At 63.8% G+C, this 15486-nt stretch carries 11 protein-coding genes; 1 reads left to right on the top strand and 10 read right to left on the bottom strand.

Annotated elements, in window-relative coordinates; all coding sequences use genetic code 11:
* Positions 1–84: 84 nt before the first annotated feature.
* Positions 85–408, top strand: coding sequence for a hypothetical protein (locus tag R1T44_RS10575; protein ID WP_054556636.1), 324 nt, complete (start codon positions 85–87; stop codon positions 406–408).
* Between the two features lie 153 nt (positions 409–561).
* On the opposite strand, the gene R1T44_RS10570 is transcribed toward R1T44_RS10575, so the two are convergent.
* The 10 genes from R1T44_RS10570 to R1T44_RS10525 form a co-directional block, all read right to left on the bottom strand.
* Entirely contained in the window at positions 562–1950 is a 1389-nt protein-coding gene (locus R1T44_RS10570; RefSeq protein ID WP_317291971.1) for a GntP family permease, read from the bottom strand.
* Positions 1951–2474: 524 nt separating this feature from the next.
* Positions 2475–4463, bottom strand: a complete 1989-nt coding sequence (locus R1T44_RS10565; protein ID WP_317291970.1) for a beta-galactosidase — start codon at positions 4461–4463, stop codon at positions 2475–2477.
* 70 nt (positions 4464–4533) lie between these two features.
* A complete protein-coding gene (locus R1T44_RS10560) occupies positions 4534–6756 on the bottom strand; it encodes an alpha-galactosidase (protein WP_317291969.1) in 2223 nt (740 codons plus the stop codon).
* A gap of 44 nt (positions 6757–6800) precedes the next feature.
* On the bottom strand, positions 6801–7727 hold the full coding sequence (locus tag R1T44_RS10555) for an SMP-30/gluconolactonase/LRE family protein (protein ID WP_317291968.1): 927 nt from the start codon (positions 7725–7727) through the stop codon (positions 6801–6803).
* A gap of 40 nt (positions 7728–7767) precedes the next feature.
* Positions 7768–8382, bottom strand: coding sequence for a 2-dehydro-3-deoxy-6-phosphogalactonate aldolase (locus tag R1T44_RS10550; RefSeq protein ID WP_317291967.1), 615 nt, complete (start codon positions 8380–8382; stop codon positions 7768–7770).
* A 121-nt stretch (positions 8383–8503) separates the two neighbouring features.
* Positions 8504–9541, bottom strand: a complete 1038-nt coding sequence (locus R1T44_RS10545; RefSeq protein ID WP_317291966.1) for a 2-dehydro-3-deoxygalactonokinase — start codon at positions 9539–9541, stop codon at positions 8504–8506.
* On the bottom strand, positions 9538–10329 hold the full coding sequence (locus tag R1T44_RS10540; protein ID WP_317291965.1) for an SDR family NAD(P)-dependent oxidoreductase: 792 nt from the start codon (positions 10327–10329) through the stop codon (positions 9538–9540). Before R1T44_RS10540 ends, R1T44_RS10545 begins: the two co-directional genes overlap by 4 nt.
* A gap of 96 nt (positions 10330–10425) precedes the next feature.
* Complete coding sequence (dgoD, locus tag R1T44_RS10535) at positions 10426–11574, bottom strand: galactonate dehydratase (protein ID WP_317291964.1); 1149 nt, start codon at positions 11572–11574, stop codon at positions 10426–10428.
* Between the two features lie 97 nt (positions 11575–11671).
* On the bottom strand, positions 11672–12469 hold the full coding sequence (locus R1T44_RS10530) for a FadR/GntR family transcriptional regulator (RefSeq protein ID WP_225996562.1): 798 nt from the start codon (positions 12467–12469) through the stop codon (positions 11672–11674).
* Between the two features lie 336 nt (positions 12470–12805).
* Positions 12806–15295, bottom strand: a complete 2490-nt coding sequence (locus R1T44_RS10525; RefSeq protein WP_317291963.1) for a cache domain-containing protein — start codon at positions 15293–15295, stop codon at positions 12806–12808.
* Between the last annotated feature and the right edge of the window lie 191 nt (positions 15296–15486).

The following is a 15486-nucleotide window of genomic DNA, read 5'->3' as shown; positions in this document are numbered from 1 at the left end:
CCGCAGCATATCTTCTGCGCTATGATAAGAAGGTCAGCTCAAAAATGAGCGAAATGTATTAGCGCCTTACTGTAGGAGAGAGCCATGGCTTTCATGAACGATATCAGCAACAGTGGGCGCAATGTTCCCGAGCGTTTTCGGCGCGTGACCTTCACGACGCAATATCTGCATGAGTTGAATCTCTATGTATTGCCGGCAAGCGAGGTATTGTTGCGCATCTCCCAAGCGGGCGAGGACCTCATGCTGCTGCAGTTCGACGACGAGTTTCATGCCGAATTCATTGCCTCGCGTATCGTCGAGTGGGTCGCCGAGAATCCCGGCGCCGACCGCGATGACCTGACGCTCTGGATCAAGACGCGGGCACGCCATGAGACGCTGGACCCGAAGCGGGCTCACCACGTCTATTGAGGTGTCAGCATGTGCTGGCCAGCGTGATATTCAACAATAAAGCCACCCATTCGGGTGGCCTTATTGTCATTGGTTTGGCGCTATTTTGTTCCACTCATGGCCAGAAACTGCCCACGGTCTAGAACCTGCCCGCTGTTAAGAAGCTGTCACAGGTCAGAAGCTGCCGACCAGGCTGCCCAGGGTCACGACGGCAATCAGGGCCAGCATCGGGAAGGCGACCGTCATCATGAACATCTGGCCGTAGGACTGGCGATGAGTCAGCTTGCAGATCGCCAGCAGGGTGATGACCGCGCCGGAGTGCGGCAAGGTGTCCATGCTGCCCGCCGCCAGCGCCGCCACGCGGTGCATCAGCTCCAGGTCGATGCCGGCATTGACGGCCATCTCGCGGTAGGTCTCGCCCAGAGTCGACAGCGCAATGCTCATGCCGCCGGATGACGAGCCGGTGATGCCGGCCAGCACGTTGACTGCCACCGCTTCCGAGATCAGCGGATTGGCCGGATACAGGCCGAGCACTGCCTCCTTGACCATCGCGAAGCCGGCCAGGCTGGCGATCACCGCGCCATATCCCACCTCTGAGGCGGTATTGAAGACCGGCAGCATGGCGCCGAAGCAGCCATTGTTGACGGTGGTCTTCAGGTCGGCCCACTGCTTCCAGCGTGAAATGACCAGCCAGGTGGACGCGAAGGCCAGCGCGATCAGGATCGACCACATGCCGGTGGCGCCCGCCGGGTCAAGCTCCGGGAAGGCCTCGCTCAGGTAGGAGAAATCGATGCGCGGGAAGACGAGATAGGTCAGCAGGGCATTCAGGCCGATGACCATCACCAGCGGAATCAGCGCCGTGATCATGCCCATCTGTGCGGCGGGTGCCGGGGATTCTTCAAGCGCTTCATCTTTGTGGACACCGTAGCCTTCCCCCTGTTCCTGAGCCTTGCTGGCACGTCCCTTCAGCCACCAGGTACCCAGCCCCAGCATGATCAGGCCTGCGATGATACCCAGGCCCGGCGCTGCAAAGCTGTTGGTCTGGAAGTAGGGGATCGGGATGGCGTTCTGGATGGCAGGTGTGCCGGGGAGTGCCGTCATGGTGAAGGTAAAGGAGCCGAGAGCGATGGCCGCGGGCAGCAGTCGCTTGGGCGTGCCGGTGCGCTGGAAGAGCTGGGCGCCAATCGGGTAGACGGCGAAGGCGACCACGAACAGCGAGACGCCCCCATAGGTGAGCAGTGCACAGGCCAGAACCACGGTCAGGATCACATGGCGTGTCCCCAGGCGTTTGACCAGGCCTTCGGAGATGGCATGCGCGGCCCCGGAATCGGCCATCAGTTGGCCGAACAGGGCGCCGAGGATGAACAGCGGGAAGAATTTGGCCAGATAGCCGCCCAGCTGACTCATGAAGGTCACGGTGTAGCTGGGCAGGAGGGCGGCTGCATCTCCTGACAGGACGACGGCGAGGGCGGCCATCAGAGGGGCAAGCAAGAGAACGGTGATACCGCGGTAGGCCAGGAACATCAGCAGCCCGAGCGATATCAGAATGGCAAGAATACTCATGGGGGTATCTCGTAGTTGGCGTTATCGTAGTCGTGGGTCGTCTGCCATTGACGACGGTTGTCCTGTTTACAGGTGCGTGGCCTGTTGTTTTTGCTATTTATTGGCTTATATACAGAGACATCCAGCACACTAGAGATTGTCTGACATGAGAACAATGCGCCTTAAGTGGCAGCGCTGTGCGGTCAGCGAGCCCTCAAGGGCAAACTCCATCTGGCCTTGCGCAGCGAAAAGAGAGGTCGTTTTACATTGAACAATATACCGTTATCATATGTCTGCTTTATTCCGACAATATGGCAACCTCAGTCATACGGTAAGCAGGGGAGTTGTGTCAGCACGCTGTTGTAATCACTCATGCAGCCTGGGCAGGTGACATGGATGCCCAGAATAGTTGTTCAAAAAAAAGCGGCGCCCGAAGGCGCCGCGACAAGTGATCGAACAGTCTGCCGGTCGCGAAATCCGAGAGATGTCCTGCTTTCAAGCAAAGTCGATTTTCGCGTTGAATGAGTGGGCAGGCGCCGCCGCACTCAGAGGCGCTTTTCGTCACTGAACCAGATACAGACGTCAGCGGGTGCCAGCACCCGGCTACCGGCCAGCAGCCCGCTGTCATTGACGAGGCCTTCGGGCAGCCAGCGCGGCTCAGGCGCATAGTTGAAGGCGAAGCAGAGCGGCCCGCGCCGCCGCAGACGCACGCCGTCGGGCAGCGCATGGGTGGTGATGCCGCAGGCCTGACACTCCGCCTGCAGAATCGCCACCAGAGTGTCTTCACTCAACCAGGCGGTCAGATAGCTGACAGCGCGCTGATGCAGGATGGCGGGTTCGCCATCCTCGAAGCGCGTTACCACCTGTGCGCGGGTGCGCTGATGATCGAGCAGGTCGCGCCAGCGCAGAGCGTGACCGCGTGCACCGTTGCTCAGCGTGACGGCTGGCTCGGCGCCTGGGCGCAGGCCATCGACTCGATCGACCGTGACGCCCGTCAGCTCGCTGAGTGCGCCGGGCGCCAGCTGCGCGGGTATCTGAAACTCCGGCGTGCGCGAGCCGGAGCGTGCGCCGATCACCACGCGACTGCCTGAATCGCGCGCCGCGCAAAGACGCGCCGCCAGTGCCTCATCAGCGATCACCTGGCAGGGCAGCACGATCAACGAATAGCCACTGAGCGCATCGCGCGGTGAGACGATATCGACATCAAGCCCGAGCCGCCGCAGCGCGCTGTACCAGCTCAGGTACAGCTCGAGCGGGTTGAAGTTCTCGGCATGAGGCTGGATCTGACAGGCCCAGATGGAGGCGTAATCGAACATCAGGGCGACGGGCGCCTGCTGGGCAGGCGTCGTGTCATGTTCCGCGAGTGTCGCCAGCTCATCGCGCACCTGCAAAAGCTCTGGCCAGGCCGAGGCGGGCGAGCCGTCCGGGCGCAGCAGTCCAGCGTGCATCTGCTCCTGGGCGAAGGGCGCCTGACGCCAGCGGAAGTAGGAGACGACCTCTGCGCCATGCGCGAAGGCTTCGTGGCTCCACAGTCGCACCATGCCGGGCAGGGGCGCGGCGTTGCTGATCGCCCAGTTGACCGGGCCGGGCTGCTGCTCCATCACCCACCAGCGGCCCTTGCACATGGCGCGGTAGAGGTCGTGATGAAAGCCGGCAAAGTCCGGATGACCTTGCTGGCGATAATGGGCCTTGGTGGCATCGTCGTGGGCACCGCGCTCCAGAAAGCCCAGCGGGTAGCTGTCCCAGCTGGCGATATCCAGATCACGGGCGACATCGAAGTGATCGAATTCGGTGAACAGGCCCATGAAGTTGTGCACGATATCGCCGCTGACACCCGCGGCACGTAGGGTGTCGACCTGCAGGCGGTTGTATTCGACCACCATGTCGGAGCAGAAGCGTCGATAATCGAGCACGATGGCCGGATGCGGTTCGGTCACGGTGCCGACGGGCGCCTCGACCTGGGAGAACTCGCTGACTTCCATGCTCCAGAACACCGTGCCCCAGGCCTGATTGAGCGCCTCGACCGTGCCATAGCGTGCTTCGAGCCATGTGGGGAAGCGGGCACGGGCGGCCGCGGAGTAACTGAGGATGGTGTCATGACAGCCGTACTCGTTGTCGGTCTGCCAGGCGATGATCGCGGGATGGTGCGCATAGCGCTCGCCCATCAGGCGCACGATGCGCTCACTCAAGGTACGAAACGACGGCGAAGAGAAGCAGTAATGACGGCGCGAGCCATAGCCACGCGTGTCGCCATTCTCATCGACAGCCAGAATCTCCGGGTGGGCGTCCACCAGCCATTTCGGCGGTGTCGCCGTGGGCGTGCCCATCACGATCTTGAGACCGGCCGCCGCCAGGACCTCGACGGCCTCATCCAGCCACTCGAAGCGCAGATCGCCCGCGCTGGGTTCCAGGCGACTCCAGGCGAATTCACCGATACGCACGACACGAATGCCGGCTTCCATCATGTCGCGAGCATCCTGTGGCCAGCGATCACGTGGCCAGTGTTCCGGGTAGTAACAGACACCGAGCTGCATGGGGTTCATCCTTGAAGCTGAAAATGGGGAGCGAGCGCGGCGCAGGCCATCACGGCCTGCGCGGCACGGGTCATGCCGCCACCGCCTGAAGGTGAATCAGGATCGCCTGGTCAGGGTCCAGCACCGGCAGGATAAGGCCTTCACGCATCAGGTACTCACCGGAGACGACGACCGGCTCGCCGGCCTGTTGTCGGCTGATCCAGGCGGGCAGCTGCTTCATGCGTCGCTCCGGGTGCTCCGGCAGTTCCAGCAGCTCGAGCCGGTAGGCCGTGTCGGCTTGCAGGCCGGTCAGCGGCTGGGCGGCGGGCACGGCGTGACGTGGCATGGCCAGCTGGCTGATGCTGAAAAGGGCATGCTGGCCATCCTGACTGACCACGCCATGGGCATGCTGATTGTCATCCAGGCAATCCAGACGCCAGCTGACACCGTTGTGCAGCAGACCACGCAGCGACTTGTAGCGCGCTATCCAGCCGCGCAGCTCACTGCGCTCCGCCTGATCGAGCTGGCTGACATCCAGCTCCAGCCCCAGATGACCGAACAGTGCCGTGGAGGCGCGGAAGGCGAGCGTCGTGCGCCGCGAGGTGGTGTGGGCGTGTTGCGGCCCGATATGGGCGCCCAGAAGCTCCGGCGGCAGTACGCGACTGGCCCCACGCTGGATATGCGTGCGCTCGTGGGGGTCGTTGCAGTCAGACGTCCAGACGCGATGGGTGTGTCGCAGAATGCCGTGATCGGTGCGCGCGCCACCCGAGGCACAGCTCTCGATCTCGACGCCGGGATGCGCCTTTCGCAGGCGGGCCAGCAGCGAGTAGAGCGCGCTGACCTGAGCATGCGCGGCAGGCTTGCCGCGACCTTGCTCCGACTGGCCTCCCGCGTGGGTCAGGTCGCGATTCATGTCCCATTTCAGATACTTGATCGGGTACTCACTGAGCAGCGCATCGAGGCGCGCAAACAGGTAGTCACAGACCTCGCGGCGGGTCAGGTCCAGCACGCATTGATAACGTCCCAGCGGCTGTTCACGCCCCTCCAGCCCGAGAATCCAGTCCGGATGGGTGCGGAAGAGTTCACTGTCCGGATTGACCATCTCGGGCTCGACCCACAGGCCGAATTCCATGCCGTGCGCGTGTACGGACTCGATCAGCGGCCCCAGCCCCTGCGGGTACTTGCCAGTATCCAGATACCAGTCGCCCAGGGCGGCGCGCTCGCCATCCCGGCCGACGAACCAGCCATCATCGAGCACGAAACGCTCGGCACCCACTTCACCGGCGGCAACGACCAACTCCTCGAGACGCGTCGAATCGTGATCGAAGTAGAGCGCTTCCCAGGTGTTGACGTGTACCGGGCGCGGCTTGTCTGCCACCGGCCAGTCAAGGCGCGCGCGCAGGGTGCGATGCATGCGCTGGCTGGCGCCATTGATGCCCGTATCCGACCAGGCCATCACCACTTCCGGAGTGGTCACGCTGTCGCCGGCGGCCAGCATCTGCTCACCGGGTAGCAGCAGGGCGCCCATCTGCAATTGGGTGCTGCCATCGAATTGACGCTCGATCAGGGCGCGATGGTTGCCACTCCACGCCAGATGCGCGGTGATGAGTTCGCCACGTTGCTCGCTGAAGCCTGGCGTGCCGGTGATCAGCGTCGGCACGCGTTGATGCGAACTGCGCCCGCGACGGTTCTCGAGCGTGAAGGTGCCTTCGCTGAGACGATGACGCGTCTCGGTGAATTCCTGCACCCAGCGGCCACCGAAACTCAGGCATTCCTCGAAGCGGACCGGCAGCGGCAGGCAGGCGGCCGCCAGCCATACGAGCCGGTAGGGCGCTGATGACTGATTGCTCAGGGTCGTCTGCTGACGCAATACGCCCTCGCGGGTGAGGGTCAGCGCGAGCAGCACTTCCAGCTCACTCAGGCTGTCGCGAAGCGTCAGGCGGGCGTGGGCGCCGGTGGCATCCGTCGAGCAGGCTACATCGCTCAGGCGCATCGCCGTCAGCCAGTCGCGGCCTTCGCGATCACCGATCAGTGCCGGATAGCCGGCAAAGCCGAGACCGGCATCATTGAACAGGGTGTTGGGCGGCAGCTGATCCAGGCTCGCCTGGGGCGTGGCGGCAGCGCTCATCAGGCGGTGCTGAGCCGGATTGATGGGCGCGATACGCCCGAAATGGGCCAGCTTGAGCAGGCCATCGGCGAGATCCAGCTGCAGCTGGATGCCATCGGCACTCAGGCTCAACCACTGCTGATCGCTTGACCAGGTCGCATCGGGCGCAGCCGACGGTCGGGAAGATGGGGCGTCTGCGGTCATCATGAGAGGTCCAGAAATGAAGAAAGATCAGAGACGGAATGGCAGTGTCAGCCCAGCACCAGCGGTGGCTCTGCCAGTCCCTTGAAGCCGTGTGCTGACAGGTCCAGCGCGAAGAGGTCACCGTCACCCGCCGCATGATCCGGCGCGGTCATGCCTTCATGTGCCGTGGTGATATACAGCGTGCTCAGCTCCTCGCCACCGAACAGCGGGCACGAAGGCTGGCTGACCGGCAGCGCCACATGGGCGATTTCCTTGCCGCCGTGGTCCAGCCTTGCCACGCGGCCGGCTCCCCAGAGCGCGATCCACATATGGCCATCGGCATCGATCACGGCGCCATCCGGGCCACCACCGGCATCCCGCAGATCGGCCCAGACCTCAGGGGCGTTGTATTCACCTGCCGAGGTGAGTGGCCAGCCATCGGCGTCCAGCTGCCAGCGCATCACCTGACCGGTGACGGTGTCGGTGAAATAGGCGAAGCGGCCATCCGGCGAGAAGCACAGCGCATTGGGAATGGTAAGCCCCTCGAGCACGCGGGTCAGTTCACCGCGATGCAGCCGATAGAGGCTGCCAGCACCGGTCTCGGCGTTGCAGCCCATGCTCGACAGCCACAGACTGCCGTGACGATCGACCCGCGCGTCATTGCTGCGCGTGGCCGGCGTCGTGTCCGCCTCGAAGGGCATGATGTCCTCCACGGCGCCGGTCTCGGGGGTGAAGCGCGACAGCATTCCCTGCGCGACCAGCAGGTAATCGCCGTCTTGGGTAACGGCTGCGTAGGAGGTGCGGCGCGCAAGCTGAGTGATGACGTGATCACTGCCGTCAGCGGCGGCGTGATGCAGCTCGCCGGCGAGTATGTTCAGCCAGCGCACTCGCGCAGGCAGGGTGTTCGTCGCGGGCGTCCAGCCCGGCCCTTCGCCCAGCTCGCAGCCACTGGCGACGAGGCGCCTGGCAGTGCCAAGGCATGGTGATGACGTCATCTGCTGCTCCTTTGCGATATCCGTGGGCTCTTTACGCTGTTCAGTCGGCCGCCTGCCATGCTGCGACCAGCGTGCGGGCCCGTTCGCCCACCTCGGCGGCGCTCAGGCCGGGCGTGTAGATGGCCGTGCCGAGGCCAGCGCCGTGGACACCCGCCGCGCGCCATTCTGCGAAGTTGTCACTGCCGATGCCGCCGACGGCATAAAGCTCGGTGTCCTTGGGCAGCACGGCCAGCATGGCCTTCATGTTGACGATGCCGACCTGAGTCGCCGGGAACAGCTTGAGGCCCGAGGCGCCGGCAGCGAGGGCGGCGAAGGCTTCTGTCGGCGTGACGATGCCGGGCAGCGAGACCATCTCCAGCCGGCGACTTTCGCGGATGACATCGACATCGGCATTGGGTGAGACGATCAGACGGCCGCCCGCAGCGTGCACATCGCGCACCTGCTGCGGGGTCAGCACGGTGCCGGCGCCGATCAGGATCTTGCCGCCATGCGCGCGCTCGCAGTGCTCGACCAGCGCGGCGATGCTTTCCAGCGGCTGAGGGGAGTTGAGCGGGACTTCGATGCGGGTGATGCCGGCGGCGATGATCTCGTCGGCGATGGCGAGGATGTCTTGCGGTGTCACACCGCGCAGTATGGCGACCAGAGGCAGGCTCATGGCGATCTCCAGAAATGGGGCTGTTTGAAGAGGAGCTGTTTGAAGAGGAGCTCTTTGAATAAGGGCTGTGTGAAGTGAGGAATGACGTGGCTCACTGACTGGCAATGCCAGCAATGCTGAATCAATGGCTCACAGAGGCGCGATCCGATGACGACGCACGGGCCGATGACGATGCCTGCGCGGATGATCGTGCACGCTGAATGCGTCCGAGCCCCGCCAGAATCATGTCGGCGTTGGCTGCGGTGGTGACCTGATAGCCCAGATGTGCCAGCGCGACCTGATAGCGCTGGCACAGCACGGCGTCGCCGATCAGGGTGATGGTGGCGTGATCCGAAAGCTCCGCAGTGGCTCCCGCCAGCTCAAGCCCCAGCACCAGGCCTGACAGGCGTGAGCCGAGTACCGCCTTGCGAGCATCACCCTCAGGCAGAGCCGTATCGAGCAGATCGCGGGCACGAATGCCGAACAGTTGCGCGGTGGTGCGCTCCGGGGCGGCAAGCGCCGTGTCGATGCCCTCCAGATAGGCATCGCGCTGGGCGGCGTCGCTGAGATCTCCCGCGGCGACTGAGTGCTTGAGCACCGAATCCTGACTGAGCAGCTTGTAGAGCTCGCCGCTCATGAAGGTGCTGAAGCCGGTGATGGCGCCACTGGCGAGATGTGCCCACTTGGCGTGGGTGCCGGGCAGACACACCGCACCGCTGTAGTCGGGCTGGGCGGCGACCAGGCCCGCCAGCTGGGTCTCCTCGCCACGCATGACATCGTAGGTCGGCTGCTGCTGGCAGAGGCCCGGCACGATGGCGACGGCAAGGCGGCTGTCGCGGGTCGCGACATGGGTCAGCTGCTCGGAGAGTGCCCCCAGCACATCAGGGGAAGGCGTCTTGTCCGTGGGCAGCGGCAGGTAAGCCGCCTCCTGCCAGCCCTGACGCGCGCCGGCCATGCCACAGATCAGCACCGGCATGGGAGAGGTCGCATCGTCGGGCAGCCAGTCATTGATCAGCACGCGCAGCACATCCTCGAACTCATCGGCCGCCAGTCCCAGCATGCCGCGGGCACTGCTGGCCTGAGCGATGACTGCATCGTCGCCATTGACGGCCCAGGCGCGCAGATTGCTGGAGCCCCAGTCGACGGCGATCCAGGCCGGCGTGACGCTGACGGCGCTCACACTCGGCCTCCGTCTACCACCATCGGCTGGCCGGTCATCATGCGCGAGGCGCTGGAGGCCAGGAACAGACACGGATTGATCATGTCCTCGACTGGAATGGCCTCTTTCAGGCACTGCTGATCAATGCACTCGTTCAAGTCCTTGTCGTTGACCCACAGCTCGCGCTGACGCTCCGTCATCACCCAGCCCGGAATCAGGCAGTTGACGCGAATGGCGTTCGGGCCCAGCTCGCGCGCCAGTGCCTTGGTCATGCCCATGATGCCGGCCTTGGCGGTGACATAGGTCGGGTAGCCGCCCAGTCCCAGCATGTAGCTGTTGGAGGACAGATTGATGATGGCGCCGCCACCCAGCGCGCGCATGTCGGGGGCGACGGCCTGGGCGGTGAAGAATTGCGGGCGCAGGTTGGTGGCGATGGATTCATCCCACTGTTCCACCGTCCACTCATCCAGCGTATGACGGGTATCACGCGCGGCGTTGTTGACCAGCACGTTGATCAGGCCGTGGGCCTCACGCGCCTGAGCGACGGCGGCCTGCAGCGCCTCGATATCCTGGATGTTGCAGGGGATGAACAGCGGACGATTGGCGTAGCGAGCTTCCATGGCGTCACAGAATTCGCTGGCATCGGACAGGCCGACGAAGGCGACCTTGGCGCCCTGGGCGAGGAAGCCTTCGGTCAGTGCGGCGCCGATGCCGGAGCCACCGCCGGTGATGAAGACGCTGGCGCCTTCGAGGTCCGGGTAGCGAAAGTCGGCGAAGGCGGGGCGTTCGGATGATGCGGTACGAGTCATGTCGAATCCTTCCTTGAGCGTGACAGGCCTTCGGCGGAAGACCTGTCCTGGCATGGCGTCTGTGTTGTCAGTGTGTGCGTTGCGGCTTGCTCGGCATTACCACTCGGCGACGGAGCCGTCTTCGTGGGTCCACAGCGGGTTGCGCCAGCGATGGCCGACCTTGGCACGCTCCTCGACGAAGGCTTCGTCGATCTCGACGCCCAGCCCCGGGCCCTGCGGAATGGCGCAGAAGCCGTCCTTGATCGCCAGCGCATCCTTGTCGACCAGGTAATCCAGTACGTCGTTGTCCTTGTTGTAGTGGATTCCCATGCTCTGTTCCTGGATGAAGGCGTTGTGACACACCGCGTCCAGTTGCAGCGAGGCCGCCAGCGTCAGCGGGCCGAGCGGGCAGTGCGGGGCCAGCGCCACATCGTAGGCTGAGGCCAGGGTGGCGATCTTCAGGCCTTCGCTGATGCCGCCACAGTGGGAGAGATCCGGCTGGATGATGTCGACCATGCCGTCCGCCAGCAGATCACGGAACTGGAAGCGGGTGTGCAGGCGCTCGCCGGTGGCGATGGGCGTCGCGATGCCTTCGGCGATGTGCTTGAGCGACGGCAGGTGCTCAGGCGCGACCGGCTCCTCGATGAACATCGGGTGGAACTGCTCCAGCTCACGCAGCAACGCCTTGGCCATCGGGCGATGCACGCGACCATGGAAGTCGATGCCGATGCCGACATCCGGACCTACCGCGTCACGGGCCTCGGCGACACGTGCCACGGCGTCATCGATCTTCTTGTGCGAATCGACGATCTGCATCTCTGGCGTGCCATTCATCTTGAAGGCGGTGAAGCCCTGATCGACCAGCGCCTTGGCGCCTGCGCCGACATCTGACGGGCGGTCACCACCGGTCCAGGCATACATGCGCATCTTGTCGCGTACCGGGCCGCCGAGCAGCTGGTGCACGGGCACTCCCAGATCACGGCCCTTGAGGTCCCACAGCGCCTGATCGATGCCGGCGATGGCAGACATCAGGATCGGGCCGCCACGGTAGAAGCCCGCGCGGTACATCACGTTCCACAGGTGCTCGATATTGCGCGGGTCCTGGCCGACCAGATAATCGGACAGCTCGTGCACGGCGGCCTCGACCGTCGCGGCGCGGCCCTCGATGACCGGCTCGCCCCAGCCATAGCAGTCTTCATCGGTCTCGATCTTGAGGAACAGCCAGCGCGGCGGAACTTGCCAGGTCTTGAGTCGGGTGATTTTCACGGATGCATCCTTGTTGAGAATGGGCGTTTGAACGAGGCTCAGCGCCAGGCGAAGCGGGTGGTGGAATCGGTCGTCATCAGCTGACGCCCGATCAGCATCAGAAGCGGCGGTGTCCCAGCTGCGGGTGGTCCGGTGAGAAGCCGAGATCGCGCGCTGCGGTCTCCAGTACCCGCTCGGCACAGGTGCGTGCCATCTCGGGCTGGCGCAGGCGAATGGCCTCCATCACCGCGCGGTGACGATCGAGGCTGGCGCGATGATGGCTGTGATCATGCTGCTGCGCGGACTGCTGGGTACTGTGGATCAGTTGGCTGATGGAAGGGCGCAGCAGGCTGCCAAGCTGTGTCCATACCAGATTGTGCGTGGCGTGGTAGATGGCTTCGTGGAAGGCGACATCGTGCTCGGCATGCGCCTCGCGCGAGCTGTCATTGGCGGTATTGACCATGCCTTCGAAGGCGCGCTCCAGGCGCGCGAGGTCCTGGGCATTGGCCTTCATCGCGGCCAGCGCACTGACATAGGGCTCGACGGAGAGGCGGAAGGCGTAGATCTCGCGCATCAGGTCCGGGTTGATACCGTCGAGGCCGCTGACCCAATGGCTCATCAGCGGGTCCAGCAGCTGCCATTCGCTCATCTCGCGCACGATGGTGCCGCGCCCGGCGGTGCGCTCCAGCAGCCCGGCGCTCACCAGCTGAGCCAGGGCGTTGCGAACACGGTTGCGGCTGGCGTCGAAGCGCTGGCAGAGGTCCAGTTCACGCGGAAAGCTGTCACCGGGGCCGAAGCTGCCCGCGAGGATTTCCCGCGCCATGCAGGTGGCGATGGCCTCCATGCTGCGCGGGGTCGCGTCGTCCGCCGAGGCGCTGTCAGTGGCGAGCGCGGCTGTCGCCAGAGAGTCGGTCATTGAGGTGCCTGTCGTGAGGAGATGGTCAGGTGAGTCACTGCATCGCGTCGCCTGCGAGTGCGGCGCTGACGCATGAGGTTCCGAGCATCAGAATAAATGTCTGAACACACATTAATAAATGTCGGACATTTCAACAAGACGCAAACACTTCAACTTTGGTCGCGCGAGAAGCCCGCCCGACACAGCTAACAAGGGCGCAGCTAACAAGAAGGCGGGTAACAAGGGGGGAGTAACAAAGAGTGCGGCCAGAACGACAGGGGCCAGACGCGATGTCTGGCCCCTGTCACGCCATGTGGCCTTGGGAAGGCGGGTCACATGCAAAGCGCCATGACCAGGTCAAGCCGATGGCGGGTAGCGAGCCAGGTGGCCATTGAGGGTCAATTGCCATTCCTTGAGAGTCTGGGCACAGGAGAGATCGAGCAGCGTGATCTCCAGCGTCGCGGTGTCCACCAGTGATGACAGCAGCGATGCTAGGGAATCGGCGGTGGGCGGCGAGGCAGTGCCATTGGCTGGCGCCTCGAACAGTGGTTCATTGCCTTCGGGGTGGCGAGTCGCTTTCTGCGCAGGCGAGATATCCCGACATTGATGGCCCATCACGATGAAGTTGCCCTCATTGACGCGGAAGACACGCAACGGATAGAAGCAGGCATTCAGATGCGGGCCAAGCTGGGCATCGAGTGGCGCAAGTAGCCTGTCGCCAGCATCGCGTCGCGCGCCTCCCTTCCGGCTCAGGCGAAGATGGCACAGCGTGATGTGCTGCCCCATGGCGTCCTGACACTCGCGGGCCAGCGCTTCGAGAGCGGCATCCAGCAGCGCACGGGTGAAGCAGCCACTGTGGCTGTCGCGCCACCGGTTCGGGTCACGTTCTACCTGCTGCGGGCAGAGTCGATGCAGGGTGGGCGCCGGCGGTATCGGTTGCTCCGTCAGTACTTCCCGCGCCGCCTGCAGCAACTCTGGCGGTAGATGGCCATGACGGTGTTCGATATCGCACAGCGCCTGGGCCTCACTGACCCCGGTGTGTCGCACCAGCTCGATGACCTGCACGACCAGCGCCAGAGTGCTGGCAGCGAGGGACGTCTCGCCAAGCGACGTTGCAGCAATATCGGTAGAAGCCTGCTCCGCCTGTGGGATGTCTGCATTAAAAGGCGCAGAAGGAGACCCGGACGGAGACGCAGCAGGAGGTGTTGTAGAGGACTGCGCGGGCTGGGAGAGCGCATCAGCGTTGCCGTTTGCATGCGGTGCCAACCTGCTGCAGGCACCGAGCATGAACTGCTGGCTGGCACGCAGCAGGTCAGCTTCGGCGGGCGCCATCAGGGCGTCTTCCATCATGCGTGCCCCGATCTCGACATGGCGACGCAGCAAGTGATACTGATCGAAATGGAGTTCATCGCGTGGTCGCAGCAGTGAGTCAGGCAGCGCCAGCTTGCCGATATCGTGCAGCATGGCGACGCGTTCCAGCGTGGCGATTTCCTGGCGGTCCATCCCGAGTCGTGTCGCGATGGCGCTGACAAGATTGGCGGCCAGCCAGTCTTCTCCCGAGCGCTCGGGGCAGCGTTCCTCGCGGATCATGCGCATCACCGACCCGAGCCTGTCTTCGCCGCGCTGTTCAAGCTCATGCTCCAGCTGATTCATGCGCTGGCGCATCTGCAGCTGTCGCTCACGATATTGGCGCAGGAAGGCGTAGCCAAAGGCCAGGCAGAGCATCAAGGTCACCAGCAGGGTGATCAGGAAGTGCCAACGCTCCAACGCGTGCTTCTTCTTCATCAAGTCTGCGTGCGCCTTGAAGGCGGCTTCACTGATGTCATCGAGATAGACGCCGCTGGCGATGATCCACTGGAAGGGGGGATACAGGGCGGCGTAGGCGGTCTTATCGACCTGCTCGGCGCCCGGGCGCTTGGGGAAGCGGTAATCGAAGTAGATGCCACTGCCGTTCAAGACACCCTCGAGCTCGGTGCGATACGGGAAGCGGCCACTGCTGTCCTGGTACTCGGTCGACAGCAGCTTGCCTTCGGTGTCGGGCAGCAGAGGATGGATCAAGCGGCGTGCATAGCCCTCACCGCCGGCCGGGTCCAGGATATCGTTGATCCAGACATAGCGGCTTTCCTCGCGCTCGATACTCGCGTGCAGAGATTGTCTCAGCTCATTGGCGACCAGAAAGGCCACCATCTTCGGGTCGATATGCACCAGCGCCCAAGGGGCAGGCTGCTGTCGTCGATCAAGGCGCACGGCGCCGGGGCTGTCTTCCTCTTGCCCCAGAGGCACGGCAAACACCAGTCCGGCATCCGTGCCGCGCAGGAATTGCGCCTTGCGCATGCCCGCGTTGAGGCGCTGATTCAGCTCCTGATTCCACCAGTCAGGGTGGAGCGTGGTGGGGAGCTGCACGATGTCGATCCAGTCCGGGTTGATGCGCAGGTCCGGGAACTGGCGCAACAGTTCGGTGCTGACGAAGGAGCGATCACGACCACTCAGATGGCTGATGCCCAGTGACGGTGAGCGCATGGTGGTGATGAGAAGACGTTGCAGACGATGCTCGTAATCGCGATGTCGCGAGGCGATCATGCCCAGTGTCTGCTCCACCATCAGGCTGGCCTGTTGACGCCGCTCCCTGGCGACCAGCATCTGGGTCGCCTGGGCCTGCAGAATGTCCTGTTCGCGACTCTGCGATTCCTGAAATACCAGCAGGCCGCCAAGCGAGAGACAGGAGAGTGCGGTCAACCCCAGCCACAGGCGCAAGGGTTTGCCGAACGGACGCTGTCTGTCCGGGGAGCGAAGATCGGGCGGGCCGGTATCTGGCCCATGTCGAGAGAGATCACTATCCTTGATCATCGAGTCACGTCATCCATGAGTGATGCGGTGGCGCTGCGAAGGGCGATGATGGCACTGTTTCGAGCATAGCGGCTAGCGCAACACCCATGAGATGTCGTTTCAGGCATCGACGTCATCTAGCCAACGCTACGGTGTTGCCGTCCAGATGCCAAGTGAGAGTGCCCAACACTCCGTGAAGCCCCAGTTCAGGG

This window comes from Cobetia amphilecti (assembly GCF_032923285.1).
Classification (GTDB): domain Bacteria; phylum Pseudomonadota; class Gammaproteobacteria; order Pseudomonadales; family Halomonadaceae; genus Cobetia; species Cobetia amphilecti.
This window is presented reverse-complemented; position numbering and strand designations above follow the sequence as displayed.

Bases quoted from the DNA above. Each gene is read 5' to 3' on its own strand.
- R1T44_RS10550 (WP_317291967.1), bottom strand. From the start codon at position 8,382: ATGAGCCTGCCTCTGGTCGCCATACTGCGCGGTGTGACACCGCAAGAC.
- R1T44_RS10560 (WP_317291969.1), bottom strand. From the start codon at position 6,756: ATGATGACCGCAGACGCCCCATCTTCCCGACCGTCGGCTGCGCCCGAT.
- R1T44_RS10570 (WP_317291971.1), bottom strand. From the start codon at position 1,950: ATGAGTATTCTTGCCATTCTGATATCGCTCGGGCTGCTGATGTTCCTG.
- R1T44_RS10530 (WP_225996562.1), bottom strand. From the start codon at position 12,469: ATGACCGACTCTCTGGCGACAGCCGCGCTCGCCACTGACAGCGCCTCG.
- R1T44_RS10540 (WP_317291965.1), bottom strand. From the start codon at position 10,329: ATGACTCGTACCGCATCATCCGAACGCCCCGCCTTCGCCGACTTTCGC.
- R1T44_RS10565 (WP_317291970.1), bottom strand. From the start codon at position 4,463: ATGCAGCTCGGTGTCTGTTACTACCCGGAACACTGGCCACGTGATCGC.
- R1T44_RS10555 (WP_317291968.1), bottom strand. From the start codon at position 7,727: ATGACGTCATCACCATGCCTTGGCACTGCCAGGCGCCTCGTCGCCAGT.
- R1T44_RS10525 (WP_317291963.1), bottom strand. From the start codon at position 15,295: ATGATCAAGGATAGTGATCTCTCTCGACATGGGCCAGATACCGGCCCG.
- R1T44_RS10575 (WP_054556636.1), top strand. From the start codon at position 85: ATGGCTTTCATGAACGATATCAGCAACAGTGGGCGCAATGTTCCCGAG.